Genomic DNA, 25,309 nt, shown 5'->3' with positions numbered 1-25,309 from the left:
GAAACTAGAAACTAGAAACTAGAAACTAGAAACTAGAAACTAGAAACTAGAAAAGGCTTAATTAGCGGCGTGAAGGTGTTGTCACCTTTGCGCCGCTTTTCTTTGCTAACGCAAACGCCATACCGCGAAAGATAAACAGGTGGGCGGGCATCATGGCGAACCAGTAAAGCAAGCCGCTAAAACCGGCAGGGTGCCACCACGCACGAATATCCAAGCTTCGATGTTCCCCGTGATCGACAATCGTAAATTCGAGTCTGCCAAGTCCGGGAGCTTTCATGCCAAACAACAGTGATAAGTGACGATTCTCTTCGCACTTGATGACCTTCCAGCTGTCGATGTAGTCGCCAGTTTTTAGCATTTCAGCATCAGGGCGTCGTTTTTTGAGGGCATCACCGCCAATTGCAGCATCCATGTAAGCGCGCAGCGTCCATAAGGCATCCCCAAAGAAATAGCCTTCATCGCCGCCTACATTGCAGATTTTTTGCCATAAAGCGTGTGCAGATGCATCCGTGTTGACAGTGAATCCCGCCTGTTTTGGGTAGTAGCCATAACCTTTGTGCCAGCGAGCAACAGCATCAGGGTCGAAGCCCCAGAGATCGTTTTTCACGACATCACTTTCCTCTGCCAGCGCCGATTCGACAGCACGCTCAAAGCTGATCTGAGGTAAATGAATGATGGAAGATATGTCTTCGCCAGTCGGCACCAAGTCGTAATCCAAACCATGTATTAACGATTGGGCAATCGGCTTAGGAACTGTGGTGACTAAGCTCAACCAATGCGTCGCAATACGTGGCGTCAAAAGAGGCACTTTGAAGATGGCGACGCGTTTATTAATGATACGCGCAAATCGGCGCATTTGATCTTCGTAGCTGATTGTTTCAGGCCCTCGGGCATCAAATGTCGGAGAGCCATCAACGGGAAGAGATACCAGCTTGGTCAGATAACCAATCATGGTTTCGAGCGCAATAGGGCATGATGCTGAACGAATCGATGCAGGAGCCGTGACGACAGGGAGGTGAGAGACAATATCTCGCATTACTTCAAATGCCGCAGAGCCTGAACCAATTATGATCCCCGCCCGAAGTTCAATAACTTGTTTGCCTGAGTCTCTGAGTATGTTTCCCGTCGCTTTTCGCGCGGCAAGGTGACTGGATGATACGTTGTCTGGCTGGGTCGCACCGAGGTAAATCACCCGCTCAACATCACTTTTACTGACGGCACGTGACATGTGGTGCGCCATGTCTAACTCATACTGATAAAAATCAGAGCCAGATGCCATGCCGTGTACCAGATAAAACACGGTAGATACGTCGCTTAATACCGATGAAAGATCGCCGCCATCATGCAGGTCTACTTGATGCAGTTCGAGATTGGGGTGCCCAGACCATGGAAGATTTTGCAGACTCGATAAATCACGACTTGTTGCTACGACAGGGTATTGTTGACTGAGTAGTGCCGAGACTAAATGACGGCCAATGTACCCCGTTGCACCAAGAACCAGAATTTTTCCCGTGACCGCTTGCATGCTACCCCTAGTCTTAGTGTGAGAAGGTAAAAAATTTTCTCGTTTGAAATGAAAAGTGACGAATCCCCTTTGTTACTCGGTAATGTCAGAGCAGTGTCAGAGAAATAACCATATCATTCAATTGCCTCGTAAACGAGACGTGGCGGCGCTTCATTGCCCTAAACGTAGGCAGCAAGGGGCATTGAAAGAATGTTGAATGAAACCGTTCGATTTGTGTGAGAGTTTGTTTGTCAAAGTGAGCACTTGATTCAAATAACTTTCTTGACGATTGATATTGGGGTAAATTGCTTGACCAATCGTTACGGGTCTCGTCCGTGTGTCGATAAATGGACATTGTTAGGGGTTTAAATGTTAGAGCTTTTTGGACTTTGCAAAGGATACCTTGATGGGGGAGAGTTCCATCCTGTTTTGCAAGGCGCTGAGTTGTCTTTAGCGAACAACGACCAAGTTGCGCTGATGGGCGAAAGTGGATCGGGGAAAAGTACCTTGCTTAACCTGATTGGTGGCTTAGACAACCCCGACTCGGGACAAGTCTGGATTGATAACGCAGCCATTCATGCTTTGTCAGAAAGCGAACGTACACGTTACCGGCGTCATTACATCGGTATGGTATTCCAACAATACAACCTTCTTCCTACCTTGACGGTAGCGGATAACATTCGCTTTTGTCGTCAATTAAAAGGCCTGCATGAAGACGACAGTCTTTGGCGTCAAATCATTTCAGCGCTAGATCTTATGCCCTTGTTGGGGCGTTATCCTGAAGAAATCTCCGGCGGTCAGCAGCAACGCGCGGCAATAGCCCGTGCTTTGTACATGGAACCTAAAATTTTGCTGGCTGATGAACCTACCGGCAGCTTGGATGAACGCAACGCCGATGCAGTCATGCGCCTTCTCACGACTCTTACCAAAACACTGGATTGCACGTTATTGGTGGTCACCCACAGTGAAAAAGTGGCGGATTATTTAGGGCAGCGTGTCACGCTGCAAGGGGGCGTGTTGAATGTACGTACCCGTAGCTAAAGCACTCATAGGGCATTATCGCCGTCATCCGTTTCAGGTTTTATTGGTATGGCTAGGGCTCACCCTAGGTGTCGCTTTGTTGGTGGGCGTCATGTCGATAAACCAGCATGCACAGACCAGTTACAAAAAAGGCGCTAACCTTTTTACCAATCCTTTCCCGTATGTGTTGCATCACCGTGAGCGTGGAAAACGCATTGATGAACAACTCTACATTTCAATTCGAAAAGAAGGGTTTAATCAATGTGTCCCCGTCGATCTTCATAGAACGTCCACAGAGGATGACCAAGACATTCAACTAATGGGTGTCGATACCATTGCGATGTTTGCTTTCAATGCCGCCAATCCAACGTCTTCCTTGAGTACCTTACCTCTTACTGAAGGAATGGGCGTGCAATGGGTAAGCCGTGAATTGGCGAATCACTTTGGTTGGACTGAAGGCCAGAAGCTGATCTTGCAAGAAGGCAAGGAAATTGGCCCCCTTAAAATGATGGACGGCGGCCAAATCGGTGCAGGTACACGGCTATTGGGTGATATCTCGGTTATTCGCCAGTTATCTGATCACTCGGGTTTTGCGCTGATTTACTGCGGTGAAATGGACAAAGCCAAGCGTGATGAATTGCGTGAATTCTTGCCGCCAACCATGACGCTCTCTCGTACCGAAACCGCCGAGCTAGGCCCATTAACGCGTGCGTTCCACCTTAATTTGTTTGCCATGGGCTTGTTAGCATTCGTGGTGGGTTTATTTATATTCTATCAAGCAATATCGTTGTCGATGGCACAGCGTCAGCCTTTGGTTGGCATTATGCGCCAACTAGGTGTTGGTAGAAAATCACTGGCTTGGGTCGTTGCCGGGGAAATGCTCGTTTGGTTAATGCTGGGCTTGATCAGCGGTAACATTGTTGGATTATTTCTTGCTCAAAAGCTTATCCCCACCGTTGCAACGACACTGAGCGATCTTTATGGTGCAAACGTTGACCTCACATTGAATTGGCAATGGGAGTGGGGCTTCTATAGCTTCCTTCTCGGTGTTTGCGGCTTCATTCTGGCCTCAGGCTGGCCGTTATATCGCTTGCTAACCACGCCGCCTGCTCGTCTTTCTAAGCGTATGTCATTGGTGCGTTTTTCCAACGCTGAATTCCGTTGGCAAGCCATTGTTGCCGCCATTTTCATCGTCGTGGCGATGGGGGTTTATAGTGCCCCTCAAAGTCAGGCTCAAGGTTTTACGCTAATAGCCTTAATCCTCATCAGTGGCGGTTTGTTGTTGCCATTTTTGATGTGGAAAACCTTCGTGCTGATCTCTGAAAAAATCAAGATTGCCCGACTACGTTGGTTCTTGTCGGATGCATCAGCAAGCCTCACTTATCGTGGTATTGCTGCCATGGCATTTATGATGGCCATTGCGACCAATATTGGTATGGAAACCATGGTGGGCAGCTTTCGGAGTACAACTGAAGGCTGGTTACAGCAACGTCTAGCTGCTGATATCTATATCCGCCCCGATAAAGTGGTCGCAGAACAACTGTCTGAGTGGCTTGAAGCCCAAGAGGATGTTGATCAAAGCTTGGTGCAGTGGCGACATGAAATTGATACCGCTCAAGGTGTAGTAGAAATTTACTCCATTGGCACCAGCAAGGAAGAACGTGAAGCGCTTGCACTGAAAGTAGCAATACCGGATTACTGGGCTCATCTGCATCAAAGTAAACGAATTCTGTTGAGTGAATCGTTGGCGATGAAATTCGATGTTCACCCTGGCGATAGCATTAACTTGCCAACGCCATTTGGTGACGGTTGGAAGGTTGCAGGTATTTATTTTGATTACGGTAACCCATACAGCCAAGTGATGATTTCAAACCGATCGTCACTAATTCCTTGGATGCATGAAGAAGGGCGGGTTGGCGTTGCAGCGCTGCTTAAAGACGGTGTTGATGAAACACAGTTGGTCGAAAACATGCGAAACCAATTTGGGTTGCAGGAAACGCAGGTAAGTAATCAGCGTGAAATTTTGGCAAGGGCCATGCGTATTTTCGATAGAACGTTCCTTGTCACGGACACGCTATGTACCCTGACATTGATCATCGCTATTTGTGGCCTATTCTTCTCCACGCTAGCCACCGAACTGTCACGACAGCGTCAATACTCGCTTCTACGATACATGGGGATTTCTGGCCGAGAATTGGCGTTCTTAGGTGGAGGCCAGTTAATGTTAATTGGCTTGTTCTCAGCGTTGTTTGCCTTGCCATTGGGTCTGCTTATCGCAGAGGTATTGATCAACATTGTGCTGAAGTATTCATTTGGCTGGACAATGTCAGTGTCCTATTTTCCGTTTAGTTATATGACCACACTTGGCGGGGCGTTGTTAACGCTTCTCGTCGCTGGAGGGTGGCCAGTTTGGCGCCTCATCAAGCGGTCTGCCATTCTCTCATTCAGGGACGCACAGTAATGCGGGATGATGATAAACCTCAACCTTTTATGCTGACAATCATCGGCTGGAGTTCGGTGGTTTTACTGTGTGTACTAGCATTGTTTGGCTCTGTACTCCTTCATGACGACGTGCCAAATAGTTTGGCGGTTGATATGCTGGTGGCGAGCGACGGCGACGGTTTTTCAACGGTTAAACCGGGGCGTCGTCTGTCATTTCCAACTGACTACGGCAAGCATGACGATTTTAGACAAGAATGGTGGTATGTCACCGCGAACGTAAGTGACAAGCAAGGTAACCAATACGGTGTCCAGTGGACATTGTTTCGCACGGCGCTGTCAGCACAGCAAGGCGATAGATGGGATAATACACATGTGTTTATGGCCCATGCGGTATTGACGACAAAAACTGAGACGTTTGCCGCTGAGCGATTTGCGCGAGGGGGCATTGGTCAAACAGGTGTGACGAGCAAACCGTTCAATGCTTGGCTCGATAACTGGGAATGGCGCAGTCAAACAGCCGCCCCTTTTCCTGCAGAGCTCACCGCACAAGACGATGATTTCAGTTTTGATCTTAATATGGTTCAGAGCCAAGCTGAAATCATGCAAGGCGACCAAGGTTATAGCCGAAAGCATGCGACAAAAGATGTCGCTTCCTACTACTTCAGCGTTCCTGCTGTGGTATTTGAGGGCACAGTGACCATTAATGGCGAGAATATCGAGGTCAGCGGAAAAGGCTGGGTAGATCGCGAGTGGAGCACACAAGCCCTAAGTGACGATCAGCGAGGCTGGGATTGGTTTTCACTCCAGTTGGACGATGGCCAGTCGTTGATGGTGGTACAGGTACGAAGTGAGCAGGGACCGTATCGTTTTGGCTCACTAACTGCCGCTGATGGCAGTACGCGTACTTTGGATCATGATGACATCAACATGGTGCCTACGTCGTTCTCAAAAATGCCTACCGGGCGCCATTTGCCAACCGAGTGGCAAATTCAGATAGCGGACGTAGACATGACAATAACCACGTCTCCGGTGAACGCTAACAATTGGTTGCCGTTCGCCTTTCCATACTGGGAAGGCCCCATTAATGTATTGGGCTCTTCGACAGGCGTCGGGTTCATGGAAGCAACGGGCTATTAGCATGCAGGTGTGCGCTAAGCGGGGCGCACTTATCTTCCAATATCTGATCTCAAGAATCGCACAGTTCATCCCTCATATTTAACCACTTCATCATCATCTGAATATCACTCTTTATCGCGTTTATCTGTTGTTTTAGACGGAGATTAGAATGAATATCGACTCGTTCAATGGTTGTAAACACAGACAAAGGCTATTGTTATAAGGAAATTTAACAATAGTGCAACATGCCTATCTCAATGTTCACTGTGAGTATGGGCTGTGGAGGATGTGGCAGAATGTTTCCCATTATTTTAGGTACGGCAAAATTCGGTACCTACACCAATAAAGACGACAGCTTCGCGGTTCTTGATGCTTTTCTGGAAATGGGGGGCAGTCGCTTAGATACTGCCAATAACTATGCGTGTTGGCACCCCGATGGGAAAGGGGACGAAAGCGAAACCGTATTAGGGCAATGGCTGCAAGGCAAAGACAGAAAGCGTGTAGAGGTGATGACGAAAATAGGGGCTCAATCCGTCGATGGATTCACTTATGACAAATTAGACGGTCTTTCTCCCGACAATATCAAACGCTCATTGGACAAAACACTAACACGACTCAACACCGATTATCTTGATGTGTTGTACGCGCACGTGGATGACTTAAACGTGCCATTACTCGATACTTGGAAAACACTGTCATCCTTGGTGGACGAGGGGATTGTCAGACAGTTGGGCATTTCAAACTATAAAGAATCGCGGGTGTTAGAGCTCGTTGATGTGATTGAACAACATCAACTTAGGCCTTTCGATTATGCTCAATATCGATACTCGATTATTTCACCAAACGCAGGCGCAGATTTTGGTCCGCAAGTGATCCTCAATGAACATCTTTTTGGCGCATTGAAGCGACTGGCTGTTAAACCAGAGATTATTGGCTACAGCCCTTTACTGGATGGATGCTACGAATTCTCCGCAGACGATCTGCCAGAGAATTACGACAACTTGTTGAATTGCGCCATGCTTGACGACATTCAAGCGCAAGCTGAAGGGAATGGTTCAACGCCTTCAGCCCTGGTGTTGAAAACCATTGCTGATTACGGCATAACACCCGTCACGGCAGCGTCAACGCCAGAAAGGCTTAAGTCTAACCTTCAGTTGCTTCTTCCTATATAAGAGAGCGCTTAACCCCGATCTTAACGTTACTCAGGGATATATAGGATGTAGGGGTACATCCGTCAGTTAGGCTGTGCTAATGTGTTGAATATGTTGTGATGTCGTCACGGCGGACAATAAAGTAAACATGGAAATAGTCTAATGATTAAGCCAATTCTAACCTTAGGGTTTGCTTTGTCGCTTGCGGCCTGCACTTCGTCACCGGATCCTGTAGACGAACGTATTGAAGCAGCGATAAAGCTTTGTCATAGCGACAGCGCCAAAGCGTTTTCACAAACCGTTGATGGCCTGCGTGTAATGTGTCATAGCGGAAGTTCATACATCATTCGTGGTGACATTTCTCTGGATGACATAGTCGAAATGGACAGGGTGTATTGTTCAAGCATGGGCATTCGTGATTTTGTGTCGAGCGAAGCTGGCGAAGTGAAACTCTCTTGTAGCGATGGTTCCAATTACGTTTTATAAAGCGAGAATAACAATGAAAAAAATAATGGTGATGGCGGTCATTGCCGCGTCAATGGCAGGTTGCTCTTCGATTGAAACGGCAGAATCTATGCCAAACCCTGATCAACGTGTTGTTGACAGTCGATTGAACATTTCGACAGACCTGAACGCCACCTACTGTGAAGGTAAAGGCTTCGAGAAGTACATGGAGCGCGAGAAATACTATACGTTTACCTGTAAAGATGGTGCTTTCTTCAATATAGCGAAGTGATTTAGCTACTTTTGTTATTGATTTTTAAAGGCGTTGACGGTAGTCGGCGCCTTTTTGTTATTTGAGATTGTTTTATCCTTAATATTCTGTATTTAAAGGATAATGATAGCGCTAAATTACCGTATTTCTGCACAAATTTCTGTGTATTAGAGTGGGAAGATTGTGTCTTTTAGGTGGTTCATCATTATTTCTTCCAAACGAGAACGCTCTCTTCGCGAATTTTTAGAAATGATTTGCTCGGTGATATGGCGCTGACGGGCTGCCTTTCTTTGTTGGCGAATACTTGGTCGATAAGTGAAGAAGGTACTGGCTGACCACACCGGAAGCGCGACATTGTTCATTCTAAAAGTTCTTCCTGTTTTTATTTCTACTCAACACCGATGAATTTTGGTTTGTAATCAATGAATCCAAACTTACCGTTAATATTATCCTCATGGATTAAATCAATGGGGTAGTCATAAACTGAATAGATTTTCCCCTCTGAGGACTTGAATATCTTTGCAGACAAGAAATTGACATGGTCATATTGAAAATCCTGTAAGTCGATATCTTTTTTGTTAGATATATCGATAGGTTTCTGCCATTTTTCTGAAATTAAATAGAGAAATATATCGCTACCCCAATAACCCCAAATATACTTTTTCGTGTATATTCTTCCTGATTTTTTCTGATGCACTACTGATGTCAATATGCCATCTATACATGCACCTTGAGACTTCAAGCTCTCCGATTCACTATTGAATTTGAACTTGCATCCGGTGCCATTTATGAAAGGCTTGATATTCCAGAGGAACATAAGTAGACCCAACACGATGAGAGCTGCAAGTACAGAATATTCTCTATTCGACTTTTTTAAATGATGCTTCAGCTTCGCCATTATAGTGTCCATATAGGTATTCACCATCTTCTAACCCTGAAGTATCCCCTATATGACCACTCGTGGAACAAACAACTTTACCGTCAAAAGTGATACATTCAAGCGATGCTTGATGGGATTGAAAAACAAAAGAAACAAAAAACGACAATGCATAAATGAAGAATAACAACGTAATCAAGACTAATTTTGTTTTCTTATTATGAATTACATTTTCTTTTTTATGCGGTATTGATTTGACTTCTTCACCTTCATAAAAACGTGCAACGGGATCGTTATTTTCAGACACGGTGGGTTCAGCTGTCGCACTGTCTTTAACATTAGGCATGTCGCCTATTTTTTCATCTAAACTATCTTCTATAAAGCCAGAGTGAAGCATATACCCTTTACCGGGCAGCGTTTCTATTATTTCGCCTTTGTCTGAAAGTGCTTGGCGAATGGCTTTTATTGCCATTGTCAAAGAGTTTGGACCTACCACTCGCATCGGCCAACCAGCAGCAATAAGATCTGATTTTGTGACCTCATTGCCTTTATTTTCAATAAGATGAGAGAGTACCATTGATTCAGATATACTAAGCTTTGACACTTCTCCAGTGCTATTGTTAAAAATAGTTTTTTTCAACCTATCAAAAATGTAGCTGTGCATATTTTCTTCTCGAATCAATGAAGACACACTCTCTCTCCTACCTATTATAGATTACAATATGGGAACGGGATTTACATTAGTCGTCCGGGTAGTAATCAGACCCAGAACCATCAGTTTATAGAGCTCAATTTGCAAATTCACCAGGTAATGGATCTCTTATGGTAAATCGATCTGTGAAATAGGAGATTCGTTTTTTCAATTCTCCACCACCTGTTGTTGTTGAATTTTCGTTAGAATAATAAGTTTGCTCTACTTCGAAAATAAAAATAAATTCCCCTCTCGTTTCTTTACCGAAACTTAATGTATTATTGTTGTTACAACCTACTTGCTCCGCACTTACATTGCATGGGAATTTAATATATGAACTTGGATTAGGATTACTTTCTAATCCTGAATTACTTGCTAATAAACTTTGATCAATAATTTTCACTGATCTTACTTTCTTGTCATTTTCATCGTTATTGAACGTCTCACCGAAATCATCACCTTTATCTAAAACCAGTAAATATAAATAGTATTGGCGACTATTGAGAAATTCTTTTATTCCGTCGGCGACCCAGGTATTTTGGGTTATAGTTGCATATACTTGATGATTTGTATAATTAAGACTTTCAGCTCCGGTCATTTGTGGAAGTAATGAAGTCTCTTTTACCTTGATCGTTTTAGATGAACAAAGACTATCCATTTCTTTATGGCAATATGTTATTTTGAAATCGCCTGCTTTTTTTGCTATGAGTTGTTGAGCTCTTTCATCAAATACAATACAGCCACCATCTGCGCATCCTGTAACTTGTATTTGTCTCTGGGAAACATGCTCTTGATGCATGCTGTTACTATTTAGGAAGCCTACTAGTATCTCTATTTTTCTCCTTTCTCCGCGTAGCATTGGCGTTTCATCTACAAGAAGTAAGAGATTTGATGCTTGTTCGACTGAGATGATCATACGCTCTGTTGCAACATGTTGATTTGATCTTAGTTTTGCCTGCAGAGTAAAATCGCCCTCACCAGTCGCTGTTAAATAAGAGTTATTTTGTTCAGTCACATTAATATTGTCACCATTATTCTCGATAACAAAGATCACATCCTCCACATCGCCGACAGAATCATCTGTATAGATGCCAGAAACCGAAATTTTTGTTGTTATACCCGACGGTATTCTGATATTAGAGTTTTTGAAAAAGATCTTCTTGAGCTCTTTTTCTGCTACTTCTAATTTTTTGGGTTCGGACTCAAAATTATTTAAAAATGCAGAGATCTCTACTTCACCTTTCTCTAATGCATAGATGTAGCCGTTCTCTATGTTGATGATTTTATTCGAACCTGGTTTTTTATAATCCCACCCAACTACACTAGTGACATCTGCTTTTTGCTTATTATTGTATGTGGCAGTGACAGAAAATTTTGTGCTGCTTCCTTGGCTAAGTTTCACTTTATCTATATCTATCACTAATGCTTCTATTTCTGCAGAAGATATATCAAATGTAAACTCATCACTCTCTATCTCCTTCCAAGCCACTTTAACAAAGGCCTGACCGTACTCTTTGAATTTTATAAATCGCTGATCTAAATCTTTGCTATTTGTTCTAACGACTTCAATATTATCAGATGTATTCCAAAAAACTTGGGAGGTGACAATACTGGAACTCTCATCGCTAAATTTACCAGTGGCTTGGATTTTTTTGCTCAAACCTACGATATAAGAGCTAGTGGTCTGCTCGCTTTGCTCAACCCAATCTAACGTTATTGCTTGAAGCTCAGCCTCTGTAACTTCAACTAAAAATGTATGAGAGACATCTCCATTGTCATAAGTTAAATTGACCTGACCAGGTGTTTTAGATGAAAATAAAACGTTACCGTTACCGTCTTTGTTAATGATGACATCTGTGATATCTGTGGCGTCTTGATACTCCGCCTTAATATGCTCTAGGTCAATATCGATATCATCAGTTGTTCCGTTGGTGTAGGTCCCTTTAACGGTAACTAATGTCTCGATACCCGCAGGAATAATTGGTTTATTCACGCTTAAGTTGACGCTTTGAAGCGTTGCTTCAGACACTTCTAACGTGAATGCAAAAGAGACACACTTTTCCTCACATAAACTATCATTCGGTGTTTCACCGCTTGGAATTTGCTCACCATAATATACAAGGACAGGCACATTCGTCGCTTGGTTGATATTAGTCAGATCCAGGTTATTATTTTCATCTAAAGAAACTGTTGGTGCGTCACCTACTGCGGACTGGTTTTTAGCAATTTTCAGATTACCCTTATCAATGAGATTAGACGATGTTTGAACGCGAGATCCATCGCTAAAAATGATATCCATGTCAAAGGGCTTATTTACACCCGCTATCGCATTCTGATCCTTTACCTCTATGGAAAGTACCTGTTTTTCTAATACTTCCAAGTCATAGGTTGAATCGATGAGATTGTAGCCATCTAGCCTTGGATCTTTATATGTTGCTGTAATGACAGTACTACCAGAATTATTCCCTTTAACTATGCCATTAGAACTAATGAATGCCACGCTTTGATCACTGGATGACCATTTAATATATTGACTATTAGTGAGGTCATCTGTCGAGCCATCAGTAAAATATCCAGTTGCTGTAAAACTATTTAAGAATCCTGAGACTAATCCTGTTTCTGTATCACCTTTTATTTTTGTATTGTATTCGATTCTTAGTTCTTCAAGAAATGGCGCTTCTTCATTAGCATCGTCGATAGCTTCTACATCTCCGGCTTGTTGTGCTACAGATGTCTTATCACCCTTACAGCCTGATACTAATAAAATAAAAAATATTATACATAGTGCAGATATTATTAACCTGATTTTTTCTTTTTTATCATTTACTACTTTGTTCATGGTTTGTACTCATCTTTCCACATTGGTTAAAAGAGGTCCTGATGATAGTGGCATTGTTTTTTTTTGCATCCAATAAAAGATAATAAACATTATAAATGTTATAAAACAATGGCTTGTAGGTTTCCTTTGGTTTGTTTTATATTGTTAATTCAGGCTGACTTTTTAGCTTTATTTCTTATTATAATTTATTACTTCTGGTTTTTTGTTTTTGTTTTTATATTCCTCGGTGAATTATTCTGTTGAGGTGTTACAATGTTTTCTACTAAAAAAGCCGCGAATTTAGTCCGTAATTACAAGCTGGATGACTTTCATTTTTTTAACGTTAATAAAACTATTCAGACCTGGGAGATCAATGATATTGAAAGTTCGGTTGTAAGGTTTCGTGTTTTTAGTCAGCCTATAGTTAGGCGATTCGGCCAATTCGAAAAGAAAGCGAGAGAGTTACTTTTTAGACCACATAATATTGATGATGTGGACGCTTTTTATGATGGTTTATCGCGAGAGTACAGAAGAAACCTTGCTGAGGAGCAAATCAAATTCTTGACATTACAGGTTAGGAAGAAAAACATTAACCTCGATGAAGGTGAACTGATATTTATCAATATGGAACCTGAGGTGTTATCGTTTCTAACCGTGGAAGTTTATGAACTTTACCAAGCGCTTTTTTTCGCTGGCGCGAATTTGGTTATTGAAATTACGGAAAGAAATATTGAACGACTCGATCTTAGAAGTGTATATAGGCTTTTTGATCTTGGTGTTGAGTTTGCGCTTGACGATTTCGATCTGATGGGGCAGTACTTGGACTTCTCGCTTTTGGCGAATGAGTGTTTTCGTTTTATAAAGATTGAGCTTGATATGGCGTTACAAAATAAAAACACTGTATCTGAAATAAGAGAAAGTTTTGGTAAAGAAGTGATCGTTGAGCGTATTGAATTTCAAGAGTCTATGTTAGAGGTTATGACGTTACATTGTGACTACCTACAAGGATATTTATTGGCTGATCCACAGTTAATTTAATGGAACTGTAGTGGTCTAATGTTCCCGGACACCATTTAAGGTGATAAAATGACCACTAAAGAAAGAGGTGTTCCATGACAAGACAACGTCGTTCATTTTCAGCTGAATTCAAACTGGAAGCAGCCTGCTTGGTGCTTGACCAAGGGTATTCAATTGCTGAGGCTAGCCGCTCATTAAACATCGGTGAAACAGGACTCAGACGCTGGGTCACACAACTTGAACAAGAGCGTGGCGGTAGTACGCCAGTTTCCAAAGCCTTAACGCCAGAGCAGCAGAAAATCCAAGAGTTAGAGGCAAGGATCCATCGACTTGAACGAGAAAAATCCATTCTAAAAAAGGCTACTGTAGATTCAACTGCTCTCTTGATGTCGGACGAACTCGAACGTACGCGTTGATAGACCAATTGAGAGAGCAAGAACCGGTGAATTGGTCTGTGCTGTGTTCGGTATCGCCACGTCGACTGACTATGAGCACTGCCAACGACGCCATGATATTGATGCTGAACGTTTGCATCTTCGTAGCGAGATCAACCGACTGTTTACGCTGAGCAGAAGCTCTGCGGGTAGTCGCACTCTGGTCGACATGATGTGTGAAATCGGACATAAGATTGGACGATTCAAGGTTTGCCGATTGATGAAAGAGGCACAACTCATCAGAAAGCAACCCGACTCACATAACTATAAGCAAGCCACGGTTGAGCGGCCTGATATTCCCAATCATCTTGATCGTCAGTTCATTGTCGACGGCCCAGATCAAGTATGGTGCGGCGATATTACCTATATATGGGCGGGTCATCGTTGGTGCTATCTTGCCGTTGTCATTGACCTGTATCGCAGACGGGTTGTCGGTTGGGCCATGTCTGACAGTCCTGATGCGGCATTGGTGACAAAAGCGTTGTCGATGGCGTATGAGCACCGAGGAAAACCAAGTGGCGTGATGTTCCATTCGGATCAAGGGTCCCAATACAGCAGTCGCCAGTTTCGACAACACCTGTGGCGGTATCGGATGACACAAAGCATGAGTCGACGTGGCAACTGCTGGGACAACGCTCCAATGGAAAGGCTATTTAGAAGTCTAAAATCTGAATGGATACCAGCAACAGGCTATGCATTTTTCGCTTAGGCATCCAAAGATATCAGTCATTACCTGATGAGCTATTAAAATTGGAAGAGAGCGCATAGTTATAACGGTGGGCTTCCACCTGCGAAAGCTGAAAATCGACCTAATTTACTGTCCGGAATGAGTTGACCACTACAATTTTCGAGGGTGTAGCGAAGACAGTGATGCTAAAAGATCGCGTTGTTTGAGTTGGATTATTGGTTTCAACGAGCCAAGAGAGTGAGAACCCAGCGTCGCACGATGGGTTCTCACTGCAAATAATGGGTCGATTAGAATGGCTTTTGTGCGTAGCCTGTTACTTCTGTGACACCGATTTCTTTACCCAATGCAGTCATTGGATGCACAACCATTAGGCCGCGAACAGATTTCTTCAATTTACCCATGTCGGCTTGTTCGGTTTTTGATAAAACACGATTGAAGTTCAAAGCAACGATTTTTTGTGCTTTTGCACTTAGATGAGTTTGTTGCTGGGACTTAGCTTCGGAAATTTTAAGCGTTAATGTGTTGATTTCATTAGTCAGCTTCGCAATTTCTTCGTGGTTTTTTGTCAAGTTGGCCACTTCTAGGTGACGGCGACAAAAATCAAGCTGCTTATTGTCTTCTTGTATTGTGGTTTTTAAATTCATGGCTCTGCCTTTTTTGAACATGCCTTTTCAGATGCCTTTAATGAAAGGTCTGTTTTAGGACGTTGATCTGTCTTTTGTTTAATGCGGAGAGTATACCAGTAAGTGTTTTGTCTTTTTCAATAAATGTGATCTTAAGCCTCTTCCGCCGCTATTTCTTTGCCTTTTGGGTTATATGCGCCACTTCGGCTTTCTTGGCACTACTTCCACACCTTGTTGGTAGCGGCCTGCAATGGCATTGAGGGTGAGTTCTAATGCGTGTTCACTGATCAATTCAAACTGCTGTGGCAAAGATTGCACTTTCATCGGGATGAAATCGAGCATGCGGTTGTCACCAAAAGTGGCGAATTTCGTGTGATTAGCAATGTCGGGATGAACGAGAATAGCATCAAGTACACCTTCAAATAGCGCATAAGAGGTAGTAACCACGGCATCGGGTAGCAGGTTATTCTCGTACCAGCACAGCATCAACCGCTTACCTTCTTCTTGGCTGAAATGGTCTCCGTGAATCACTTGTGTGGCGACACCGGCTTGACTTGCCGCGGAGAGAAAGCCCTGTTCGCGCTCTTTCGATACGCCCAACTCTGGGACTGCACCAATCAAGCCTATCGATTTAACGTTCTCTTCCATCAATTTTTCCGTCAGGGCGAATGCCCCTTCGAGATCTTCGCTAATGACACAGGCGAAATATTCATCATCCAATGCTCGGTCAATGGCGATGACAGGTGTGCCTGAAGATTGAATGGCAGGGTAGAAGTCATTGTCCGCAGGCAATGAGGAGGCAACAATCAAGGCATCAATCTTTCGACTGAGCAGCGTGTTGGCTACCTGCATTTCTGTTGAAGGGTTGTCGTCAGAGCAACTAATGATAAGTTGATAGCCTGCCAGCCTAGCGTCTCGCTCTAGAAGTTTGGCAATTTTAGCGTAGCTGGTGTTCTCTAAATCGGGGATCACAAGGCCAAAAGAGCGGCTGGTTCCTGCGCGCAATGCACTGGCTGCATGGTCTGGGCGATAGTTATGTTCATTCACAACCGCCATGACCTTTTGCTGTGTGCGTTCGCTAATGCGGTACTTGGCCGATTTTCCATTGATCACATAGCTTGCCGTGGTACGAGAAACGCCTGCCAACTTTGCAATTTCATTTAGCTTCATTGTTTTTCATTTCCGTACTCTGTGCGCGTGATCAAAAAACGCAAATTGGATCAAAATCATTCTTTGCATTATAAGCTGAAAGGATTCAGCATCAATAGCAGAAAGGTTTCAGCATGTTTAAAAATGTGCGCGGAGCCCTTTTTTTGACCTGCTTGCTGAAACGATTCAGCTAGTGGGTGAGAAAGGATAAACAAGGTATGTAAACGCCGGTGAGCATGATTCACCTAACGGCAGAGGTAGGCAAAATGTTGGAACTCACACCAAGCGATATTCTCCTAGGTAAGCAGGCGAATAATAAACAAAAAGCGATCAGCAATATTGCAAAAGACTTGGTAAATAAAGGTCTTGTTGCTGAAGGCTACGATGTAGGCATGCTTGCGCGAGAAGCGCAAAATTCGACGTTTCTCGGCAATGGCATTGCGATTCCGCACGGCACCACAGACACGCGAGACTTGGTGAAGGAAACTGGCGTACAGCTTCATCATTTTGCCGAAGGTGTTGATTGGGGCGATGGCAACACGGTTTACCTTGCTATTGGTATTGCGGCGAAATCGGATGAGCACTTAGGCATTTTGAAACAACTTACCCATGTGTTGTCTGCAGATGGTGTTGAAGATGCGCTGAAGAGCGCGGTGCTTGCAGATGATGTGCTGGCGATATTAAACGGTGAAGGGCAAAAAGGACTTCTTTTTGATGACTCTGTGGTCACTGTTGATTTTCCTGGCTCTGACTTGATTTCATTACTCGCGGTCACGGCAGGCAAACTTAAGAACGCAAACGCGGTGAATGAAGATTACATTGCAGATTTGCTCGTAAAACCTGCCACGTATTTAGGGCAGGGGCTATGGCTCGCTTCATCCGAAAATGGCGTAAACCGACCTGCCTTGTCTTTCATTTCAGTACACATGCCATTTGACGTGGAAAGCAAACCTGTGAAAGGGCTGATTGCTATTGCGGCGTCAGGTGCAGCACACGTTGAAATATTGAATAACCTCAGTGCACTTTTGTTCAATGGAAAAACCAACGATCTGTTTGCGAGCACTGCTGAAGATGTGATTAAAGCACTGACGGAAGTGCGTCAGGCGGGTATCAGTCATACGTTCAAGATTAAAAACGCCCACGGTTTGCATGCGCGACCTGGCGCAATGTTGGTGAGTGTCGCTAAAAAATTCGATTCACAAATTTGGGTGGCCAATGTCAGTTCTGAAAGTAAGCAAGTCAACGCTAAAAGCTTGATGAAAGTCATCGCGTTAGGCGTTAAGCACGGGCATGACCTTGAGTTTACGGCTGATGGCGTTGATGCCCTGCAAGCAATAGATGCGATTGGCGAAGCGATAGCTAATGGTTTGGGTGAGGGCTGATAAATGAAAAACAATGGCGTGGTAACCGTAACGCTTAACCCTGCACTGGATATGACCGGAAGCATGGGAACACTCAAAGCGGGATTCGTTAACTTAATCAATTCATCAAACCTCAACCCAGGCGGCAAAGGCGTGAATGTCGCTAAGGTGCTTGCAGAGCTTGGCGCGAAAGTCACGGTAACGGGCTTCTTAGGCGATGACAACCAAGACCCTTTCGCACATTTGTTTGAACAACTCGGCATTGAAGACAGATTTATTCGTGTGTCAGGCGCATCGCGTATCAACGTGAAGCTAGTTGAAGACACTGGACGAGTGACGGACTTGAACTTCCCAGGAGTGACGGTTGATCTGGCCTCATTGCAGGCATTCGAAAATACCTTGTTTGAATTGGCTAAAACCAATGATCTCTTCGTGATTGCTGGCAGCCTTCCTGTTGGCGTCACTCCAGCTCATTTACATGGCTGGATTGCCGCCCTGCGAGAGAAAGGCAAAAAAGTGTTCTTTGACAGCAGCAATGCAGCACTTGTTGAGGGGCTGAAAGCGTCTCCATGGTTGGTGAAACCGAATGATGAAGAGCTTTCACAGTGGGCAGGACGAGAACTCAATGATTACCAATCCCTGCAGGATGCAGGCTCTGCATTGGCGGCAACAGGCATTCAAAATGTTGTCATTTCTCGCGGGGCAGACGGTGTGTTGTGGTGTAGCGAGGGCGAATGGTTTGCTAGTCAGCCTCCTCGAATGGAGGTTGTCAGCACCGTCGGTGCCGGGGACACCTTAGTTGCAGGACTGTGCTGGGCTGAGCTTAATCAATGGGAAAAAGAACAGGCACTCAGTTTTGCAACGGCGCTATCCGCGCTCGCCGTGACACAGATTAATGTCGGCGTGTCGGATATTTATCAAGTCGAAGCGCTGCAAAACGAGATAAGCGTAAAACGGTTAGAAGCAAATCATGAAACAGGGGTAGAAAGATGAAAGCAGTCATTATTACATCGTGCCCAAGCGGTATTGCAAACACTATCATCGCGGCAGGCATGCTGGAAAAAGCAGCGGCAGCGCTGAAGTGGAAAGCAACGATAGAATGCCAAAACACAGTGAAAGCAGTACAGAAGGCCTCAGCATCGGATATTGAGTCCGCAGACTTAATCATCGCAGTCGGTCCTGTTTCTGACATGGCACGCTTTGATGGCAAGAAGGTTTATCAGGCCTCACTTGACGAATGCTATAGCAGTTCAACGCAATTGATAGAAAATGCAGCGTCAAATGCGAAAGTTTACGCACATAAAGATATTGCGCCAGCGACTGATGCTGACAAGGTTGCCTCTGCAAAAATTCGTATCGTCGGCATTACGGCGTGTCCAACCGGTGTAGCGCATACTTTTATGGCCGCTGAAGCTGTTGAAGAAGAAGCCAAAGCGCAGGGCATGTGGGTGAAAATGGAAACTCGTGGCTCTGTTGGCGCCAAAAACCAACTGACCGATGAAGAAATTGCGCAGGCAGATTTGGTGTTTATTGGCGCAGATATCGAAGTGGACATGGCCCGCTTTGATGGCAAACGCGTATATCGCACCAGTACCAGTGCGGCCTTAAAAAAGACCAAACAAGAACTGGCTAACGCCTTTGATCAAGCGGCAGTGTATAAGCACGGTGGTTCTGATAGCGCCAATAAGAATGAGCGCACTGGCGCTTACAAACACTTGATGACAGGTGTATCTCACATGCTGCCATTGGTTGTAGCGGGTGGTTTGTGTATTGCGCTTTCGTTTGTGTTTGGCATCGAAGCGTTTAAAGAGCAAGGTACGTTGGCTGCGGCGTTAATGGAAATTGGTGGCGCGAGTGCGTTTGCATTGATGGTGCCTGTGCTGGCCGGTTTCATTGCATTCTCGATTGCAGACCGTCCGGGCTTAGCACCGGGTTTGATTGGTGGTATGTTGGCCAGTTCAACTGGCGCGGGTTTCCTTGGTGGTATCGTCGCGGGCTTCTTAGCGGGTTACACCGCGAAATTCATTGCGGATAAATTGGAACTGCCAGATTCCATGGCGGCATTGAAGCCAATACTGATTATTCCATTGGTGGCGAGCTTGATCACTGGCCTTGTGATGATCTTCGTTGTCGGTGGTCCTGTTGCTGGCATCATGAATAGCCTGACCGAATTTTTAAACAGTATGGGTTCTACCAATGCCGTGCTATTGGGTGTGATTCTTGGTGCGATGATGTGCTTTGACTTGGGTGGCCCGGTTAACAAGGCAGCATACACGTTTGGTGTGGGTCTGTTGGCCTCTCAAACGTATACGCCGATGGCGGCAGTGATGGCGGCAGGTATGGTGCCAGCAATGGGGATGGGCCTTGCGACGTGGTTAGCAAGAAGCCGATTTTCAGCGCAAGAGCGAGAAGCGGGCAAAGCGTCATTTGTCCTCGGAATGTGCTTTATCTCTGAAGGTGCCATTCCGTTTGCCGCGCGTGATCCCATGCGAGTGATTCCAGCGTGTATGGCGGGTGGGGCATTGACGGGTGCTTTGTCGATGCTGGTTGGGGCAAAACTGATGGCACCACATGGCGGTATATTTGTTCTGTTTATCCCGAATGCGATTACCCCTGTACTCCTGTATTTAGGTGCTATCGCCGCCGGTACTGTGGTAACTGGTGTTCTGTATGCCGTGCTGAAACGCAGTGAAGAGCCACAGGCTGTCGCTCAACAAGCTTAATATCTGACAGATAGTTAAAGCGGGAAATAAAAGAGTCGGCCAATGTGCCGACTCTTGTTGTATATCTCTATTTTCCACGCAATTTACGCGAGCAAATCTGACAATTTGCTAGCGAAATGAGCGGTGAGATTGATAAAGGTTGAGGCCGTTTTGCCCTTGCATAAACGCAACATGAAGCTCGACCAATACCTCACTTTCTTTTATCCAAGCGTTATCTTGCTGTTGTTGGCAAAATTCCATCATTCCCACAATGATCGTGTCGAGTTTCTTCAGGCTCCAGCGTTTAACCTCTTTTTCGACATCAGCATGAGAAGCCAAACTTTGAAGTTTCGCATAGCAAAACTGCAAATAATTATAAGCTTCATCTATGCGGCCTTCGCTTTGATGAAGACGCTGTAGTTTTTCACAGCCATCGACAAAATAAGCGATGGCATCGCTTTGTGTTTGGCTAATAGGTGGAGCGAAAAGGACAGAGGGCGTATTCGTAATGAGGTTTGCCAACCCATTGACACCGGAACTCGTACCTTCGCTATACCATGACTTGATATCTTCTAACCAAATGTTTGCTGCGTCCATTTGCTCGCTCCTTGGCTCGTTGAGGAGCATGGGCAATCAATCATCACAACGACAAATTACGCCGTTGTGAATAGATTAAATGCCGAGGTCATCCATCAATGAATTGGTTTCTTGCTGCGGCTTACTATTGGATTTCTTTGAATCTTTGCCTTCTAGCTGTTTAGCAATTTCTGTCTCGAGAATATCGTCAGGGTTGAGTTCTTCCGCTTCTTCAAATTCTTCGAGTTGGATGAACTCCGTTCTCTCCATGGAAAGCTCGAGGTAGAAAATATTGTTATCTTCGGTGCTAAAGCTCACTCTACGAGCCTGAGGGCGATCGATATTGCTATCAACAGTGACATTAATGTTTTTGTTGATTGCCATCATTTTTGGCTGATTTTGGGTAATGTTGGTTTGAAGCGAACGTTTTATTTTACCCGTGAAGTCACCCACCATTTGATTCATTAACTCGCCAAGCACATCAGCTACCTCGTCAGACGTATGAAGAGTGGCTAATTCTTCCTCTGGGATACCCATGTGTGACATGTACTTGGTGTAGAGCTCAAGTGCCGCTTTCGCGTCGAAATTAATGACCACAAGACCAGAAAAACCACCGTCAAAGAGAACGAAGCAGCCAAAATCAGGCTTCAAACTGGTTTTAGTGATTTTCTGAACCATGGCAGAGTAGTGAACAGGTGAATCTGTTGCTTTCGAAAGCACGGATGTAACAGACTTACAAAGCTTCAGTAGGATGTCTTCCGTGGTCACAACTTTAGTTTTTCTCATAAATAACTCGCTTGTTCTTTTTTTAAAATTATCTCGTCAATTGTGGCACTAAATTGGAAAAAGTGCCGAGTTCTCAAGCATCAGGTGTGCTGACTTTTCCATGATCGAGTTCATGTGTTAATGCAATGCGTTTGGATTTAACTGCTGAAATGGTTCCATCGAGTTGTTCATTCAAAGTGAAAATCAACGATTCTATGTCTTTACTTTTTGCATCAGCACTTTGTTCAAGCGAAATACACAAGTCTGAAAGGGCGAATGCCCCAATGCTGCGAGATGATGTTTTTAGTTTATGTGCAGAGGCTTTTATTTGGTCAAAATCATAAGGGGCATGTGTCATCGCCAAATCGGTTAATTCCGGCACACAGTGCTTGATGAACTCTCCGAGAACGTCTGCGTAGGTTTCTTTATCTCCCCAGAACAGCTTTTGAAGCACACTGGCTTCGAGTTCCACCTCTACCTGCGGCAGAGCAGTCTCTTGGATCATATTTTCAGACCGCGCTGTGTCGGTGTTCGCTACCTCGTGCAGCGCTGTCTCATTGGTCAAGGGATCGGAGACGTTTAATGCGACACTGGTCGGAGAGGAGATTTCCTCGAAGGGCTTGCTCTTAGAGCACCATTTACTCAGTACTTTTTGGATAACATCAATTTCAACGGGTTTCGCTATAAAGTCGTTCATGCCTGTCTCAATGCAACGTTCAGCCTCGCCAACAAGTGCATTGGCAGTTAGCGCAATAATTGGGACAAATTCATTTCGTTCTTTTTGAATAGCACGTATGGCATGAGTGAGTTCATAACCGTCCATGTTAGGCATGTGGCAATCGGTCAACACAAGAGTGAATGCCTGTTTACGGTAAGCACGCAAAGCCTCTAAGCCATCACCTGTCATGACGACCTTGTAGCCGAGATAAGTAAGCTGCTTATTGATCACTGTTTGGTTGGTGACATTGTCTTCTGCGACAAGAATGGTTCCTTGTTCTTGATCAGTACGTTCGATGAATGCTTCTCTTGTGCTGGTGTCAAGCGCGGGATAGTCAGGGCTTTCAAGCCCAACACAGATGCGCAAGCCGCTGAGTAGCATCGACAATTTCAATGGCGAAGCATAGACAGCAAACACATCAATACCACCATAACGATGGACGGGGAGTTGCATATCGAGTTCGAGATAGCGAATTTCGACACTAGACGAAAGAAATGGCGGCATGAGTTGTTTGGTTTGTAGATAATCGCGACAGATGACGACGTATTTCACATCGCTTCGCTCAAATTTTTGCTGATGCAGCAATTCGACTGACGTGCTGTGACATGAAATATTTAACTGTTGCAGATAGTTATCGATGCTAGTTTTTAGGGCGCCGTTTTCTAGTGTGTTGACGCATATCACGCTGCTAAGCGTCTGCGCAGACTCACGCAGCAAGTCAATATTGCAATTTTCTGGAATGTTGATGTTGTCAGCGACAGGCAGTTCAAAACTTACGGTAAATATTGAGCCTATGCCTTCCTCACTTTCAGCGCGAATACTTCCCCCCATAAGAGAAACAATGTTCTGACTGATTGCGAGGCCTAAGCCTGAGCCACCGTAGCGACGAGTCGTTGAATACTCAGCTTGGGTAAATGGTTTGAAAATCGCTTCAAGCTTGTCTTGGCTGATACCAATACCGTTATCACGAATCTCGATGGATATGGATGAGTGGTTGTTGTGTTCAGGTTGATTTTTTATCCAAACTTGCACTTCTCCACGATGTGGTTGACCACCTGAAAATTTAATTCCGTTACCAATAAGGTTAAACAGTATTTGCCGAATGCGGGTAGGGTCACCACTGAGACACGTTGGGACGGAGGGAGATATGTAAAGCGTCAAGGATACGTTTTTGTCTGTCGCCTCTGTTGCCAAATTATCCATCACCTGTTCCGCGATGTTGCGCAATGACAGTGGAACATCATCAATTCGCATCTTTCCGGCTTCAATACGAGAAAAATCGAGAATATCGTTGATGATAGAAAGAAGTGATAACGCCGAATCACGAACCGTTGTGGCCACGCCCATTTGTGTCGCGTCCAACTTTGAGCGCCGCAAAATATCAATCATGCCAATGACGCCGTTCATTGGCGTACGTATTTCATGGCTCATTGCCGCCAAAAACTGTGCTTTGGTTTTTGACGCCGCCTCTGCCAATTCTTTCTGATAGAGAAGTTGTTCTCTTGCCTGATTTCGCGAAATGATGTGGTCGCGAAAGGAGCTAAGTGCGTGAGAGATTTGGCCCACTTCGTCAGGTCTGTTTTTGTAAAGGATCGGAATCTCGGTATTACCATCAGCGAGGTTGCGCATGGTATCAGCGAGCCTAGCGATAGGCTGCGTGACTTTTTTATAGATGTAAACGGTCAATGCAATACTGACTAGTGTCATGATGGCAAACAATCCGAAAAAAGATATCTGATTGTTTTTCAATACTTTATGCAGACTGGCCATGGAGTTAGCCGCACTGAAACTGGTCTCGCGTGAAAACGTTGTTAGCGATGTTTCCAGTGTTTTGTATTCGTTGTTGTTGATGGTTTTAAGGGCATGAATGGCTTCATTCTTTTTGAGCGGGTCATACTCGCTAAAGATTCGTTCGGTGCGTGTCACTAGGTCGTTGATGATTCGTTCAATTTCGTCAAGATTTAGCGTGTATTGTTCGTTAGTGGACATCGCCCGTAACTGCTGGAGATAATTGGAAAAGAAAGCAGCATTTTCATGGAAATGTTGAATTTGGTTATCTTCACCGTTGAGATAGAAATACACAGAAGACATCATATCTTCTGCGTCCTCTCTCATGAGCCATATGACTTGATGGTTATCAACGTTTGTCTCAGTATCGTTGCTAACATCTAACCCTAACAGCGCTTGAATGGCACGATTCAATTCTGGTGCAAGGTCTTTCTTGATCAGTTTCTTTTCATTCATTGCCCACTTTTCTCTTTGTGGGTCGTATTGTCTGAGTACCTCACTTTCGATTTTCGTTTCGAACGCTTTGTAATTACTTTCAATACGATGAAGTTTACTGGCGTTATCACCATGAATCTTATTCAGCTCTTTCAACGAAACTTCAAATTGGTTCTTGTTCTTGAAATAGGTGTCGAGTGAGGCGCTTTCGCCTAAGGCATAGCTCAGCATATTGCGGTTCATTTCACCGACGAAACGTAGCATAGAGACTGAAAGTAGGGCGCGTGGGATTTCTAACTGGCGGGTATTCGTGGTGTCAGTGCTGGCGGTATCATGCATGACATAGGTGGAGACAGAAAGCAGCATGGCGCAAAGTGTCATCATTGCCATAATAAATCCCACTTTCCCAACGATACTTTTGGAAAAGGGGAATTGATTGTCGCGCTGGATTTGGTTTTCTGACATCACGAATCCTTGATGAGTGACACTTTCGTCCAGTAAGTGCAGGTGGTGACATTTTTAGCGTGATTTAGGCATTAATTTTTATAGGATGGTGCCAACTTATTTCGCCATGAAAAGACGCGTTAAAGTGCTGCGCTTGCGTCATCGAACTTATAATGTAGTAACACCGGGCTCTCTTGTGAGTACTATGACTCAAATAAGTGACATATGGCTAATTAATTGGTATCAATTTTCATGTCAGAGCAATAAAATTGGAT

At 44.5% G+C, this 25,309-nt stretch carries 20 protein-coding genes and 1 pseudogene; 11 read left to right on the top strand and 10 right to left on the bottom strand.

Going from position 1 to position 25,309, the window contains the following annotated elements; all coding sequences use genetic code 11:
• Positions 1 to 61: 61 nt before the first annotated feature.
• Positions 62 to 1,525, bottom strand: coding sequence for a DUF2867 domain-containing protein (locus tag ACED36_RS11090; protein ID WP_371733259.1), 1,464 nt, complete (start codon positions 1,523 to 1,525; stop codon positions 62 to 64).
• A 348-nt stretch (positions 1,526 to 1,873) separates the two neighbouring features.
• On the opposite strand from ACED36_RS11090, the gene ACED36_RS11085 reads away from it, so the two are divergent.
• From ACED36_RS11085 to ACED36_RS11060, 6 genes are all read left to right on the top strand, one after another.
• On the top strand, positions 1,874 to 2,545 hold the full coding sequence (locus tag ACED36_RS11085) for an ABC transporter ATP-binding protein (RefSeq protein WP_016962212.1): 672 nt from the start codon (positions 1,874 to 1,876) through the stop codon (positions 2,543 to 2,545).
• Positions 2,526 to 4,985, top strand: coding sequence for an ABC transporter permease (locus ACED36_RS11080; RefSeq protein WP_371733258.1), 2,460 nt, complete (start codon positions 2,526 to 2,528; stop codon positions 4,983 to 4,985). The genes ACED36_RS11085 and ACED36_RS11080 overlap by 20 nt, the downstream gene beginning before the upstream one ends.
• Positions 4,985 to 6,103 (top strand): lipocalin-like domain-containing protein, encoded by a 1,119-nt coding sequence (locus ACED36_RS11075; protein ID WP_017002873.1) that lies wholly within the window; start codon positions 4,985 to 4,987, stop codon positions 6,101 to 6,103. Before ACED36_RS11080 ends, ACED36_RS11075 begins: the two co-directional genes overlap by 1 nt.
• 275 nt (positions 6,104 to 6,378) lie before the next feature.
• Complete coding sequence (locus ACED36_RS11070; RefSeq protein ID WP_016962209.1) at positions 6,379 to 7,254, top strand: aldo/keto reductase; 876 nt, start codon at positions 6,379 to 6,381, stop codon at positions 7,252 to 7,254.
• 141 nt (positions 7,255 to 7,395) lie between these two features.
• Positions 7,396 to 7,719: a hypothetical protein gene (locus ACED36_RS11065; RefSeq protein WP_017002872.1), complete on the top strand. Its 324-nt coding sequence runs from the start codon at positions 7,396 to 7,398 to the stop codon at positions 7,717 to 7,719.
• A 13-nt stretch (positions 7,720 to 7,732) separates the two neighbouring features.
• Entirely contained in the window at positions 7,733 to 7,969 is a 237-nt protein-coding gene (locus tag ACED36_RS11060) for a hypothetical protein (RefSeq protein WP_026023793.1), read from the top strand.
• A 146-nt stretch (positions 7,970 to 8,115) separates the two neighbouring features.
• Here the strand turns inward: ACED36_RS11060 and ACED36_RS11055 are convergent, their stop codons facing one another.
• The 4 genes from ACED36_RS11055 to ACED36_RS11040 form a co-directional block, all read right to left on the bottom strand.
• Positions 8,116 to 8,310 carry a hypothetical protein gene (locus tag ACED36_RS11055; RefSeq protein WP_017002799.1) on the bottom strand — a complete coding sequence of 65 codons (195 nt, stop codon included), beginning with the start codon at positions 8,308 to 8,310 and terminating at the stop codon, positions 8,116 to 8,118.
• Between the two features lie 26 nt (positions 8,311 to 8,336).
• Entirely contained in the window at positions 8,337 to 8,846 is a 510-nt protein-coding gene (locus ACED36_RS11050) for a hypothetical protein (protein WP_016962205.1), read from the bottom strand.
• Positions 8,809 to 9,516, bottom strand: coding sequence for a winged helix-turn-helix domain-containing protein (locus ACED36_RS11045; protein ID WP_017002798.1), 708 nt, complete (start codon positions 9,514 to 9,516; stop codon positions 8,809 to 8,811). Before ACED36_RS11045 ends, ACED36_RS11050 begins: the two co-directional genes overlap by 38 nt.
• A gap of 97 nt (positions 9,517 to 9,613) precedes the next feature.
• On the bottom strand, positions 9,614 to 12,355 hold the full coding sequence (locus ACED36_RS11040) for an Ig-like domain-containing protein (protein ID WP_371733257.1): 2,742 nt from the start codon (positions 12,353 to 12,355) through the stop codon (positions 9,614 to 9,616).
• Between the two features lie 252 nt (positions 12,356 to 12,607).
• Between ACED36_RS11040 and ACED36_RS11035 the strand changes: the two genes are divergently transcribed.
• Together ACED36_RS11035 and ACED36_RS11030 are read left to right on the top strand one after the other, a co-directional pair.
• On the top strand, positions 12,608 to 13,372 hold the full coding sequence (locus ACED36_RS11035) for an EAL domain-containing protein (protein WP_016962202.1): 765 nt from the start codon (positions 12,608 to 12,610) through the stop codon (positions 13,370 to 13,372).
• 74 nt (positions 13,373 to 13,446) lie between these two features.
• A pseudogene (locus ACED36_RS11030) lies at positions 13,447 to 14,620 on the top strand (IS3 family transposase).
• Between the two features lie 140 nt (positions 14,621 to 14,760).
• Here ACED36_RS11030 and ACED36_RS11025 read toward each other — a convergent pair.
• Both ACED36_RS11025 and cra read right to left on the bottom strand, forming a co-directional pair.
• On the bottom strand, positions 14,761 to 15,138 hold the full coding sequence (locus ACED36_RS11025; RefSeq protein WP_017002795.1) for a YibL family ribosome-associated protein: 378 nt from the start codon (positions 15,136 to 15,138) through the stop codon (positions 14,761 to 14,763).
• 147 nt (positions 15,139 to 15,285) lie between these two features.
• Entirely contained in the window at positions 15,286 to 16,266 is a 981-nt protein-coding gene (cra, locus tag ACED36_RS11020; protein WP_017002794.1) for a catabolite repressor/activator, read from the bottom strand.
• Positions 16,267 to 16,511: 245 nt separating this feature from the next.
• Between cra and fruB the strand changes: the two genes are divergently transcribed.
• The 3 genes from fruB to fruA are packed head-to-tail and all read left to right on the top strand — an operon-like array spanning position 16,512 to position 20,329.
• Entirely contained in the window at positions 16,512 to 17,627 is a 1,116-nt protein-coding gene (fruB, locus tag ACED36_RS11015; RefSeq protein ID WP_371733255.1) for a fused PTS fructose transporter subunit IIA/HPr protein, read from the top strand.
• A gap of 3 nt (positions 17,628 to 17,630) precedes the next feature.
• Positions 17,631 to 18,599 carry a 1-phosphofructokinase gene (gene pfkB, locus ACED36_RS11010; RefSeq protein ID WP_371733254.1) on the top strand — a complete coding sequence of 323 codons (969 nt, stop codon included), beginning with the start codon at positions 17,631 to 17,633 and terminating at the stop codon, positions 18,597 to 18,599.
• Positions 18,596 to 20,329: a PTS fructose transporter subunit IIBC gene (fruA, locus tag ACED36_RS11005; protein WP_371733253.1), complete on the top strand. Its 1,734-nt coding sequence runs from the start codon at positions 18,596 to 18,598 to the stop codon at positions 20,327 to 20,329. The genes pfkB and fruA overlap by 4 nt, the downstream gene beginning before the upstream one ends.
• 108 nt (positions 20,330 to 20,437) lie before the next feature.
• Here the strand turns inward: fruA and ACED36_RS11000 are convergent, their stop codons facing one another.
• The 3 genes from ACED36_RS11000 to ACED36_RS10990 all read right to left on the bottom strand — a co-directional run bounded on the left by ACED36_RS11000 (position 20,438) and on the right by ACED36_RS10990 (position 25,055).
• Entirely contained in the window at positions 20,438 to 20,905 is a 468-nt protein-coding gene (locus ACED36_RS11000; RefSeq protein ID WP_016962194.1) for a hypothetical protein, read from the bottom strand.
• A 75-nt stretch (positions 20,906 to 20,980) separates the two neighbouring features.
• Positions 20,981 to 21,670 (bottom strand): DUF3334 family protein, encoded by a 690-nt coding sequence (locus ACED36_RS10995; RefSeq protein ID WP_016962193.1) that lies wholly within the window; start codon positions 21,668 to 21,670, stop codon positions 20,981 to 20,983.
• Positions 21,671 to 21,743: 73 nt separating this feature from the next.
• Positions 21,744 to 25,055 carry an ATP-binding protein gene (locus tag ACED36_RS10990; RefSeq protein ID WP_371733252.1) on the bottom strand — a complete coding sequence of 1,104 codons (3,312 nt, stop codon included), beginning with the start codon at positions 25,053 to 25,055 and terminating at the stop codon, positions 21,744 to 21,746.
• Between the last annotated feature and the right edge of the window lie 254 nt (positions 25,056 to 25,309).

The organism is Enterovibrio sp. FF113, from assembly GCF_041439165.1.
In the GTDB taxonomy this organism is placed as follows: Bacteria; Pseudomonadota; Gammaproteobacteria; order Enterobacterales; family Vibrionaceae; genus Enterovibrio; species Enterovibrio norvegicus_A.
This window is presented reverse-complemented; position numbering and strand designations above follow the sequence as displayed.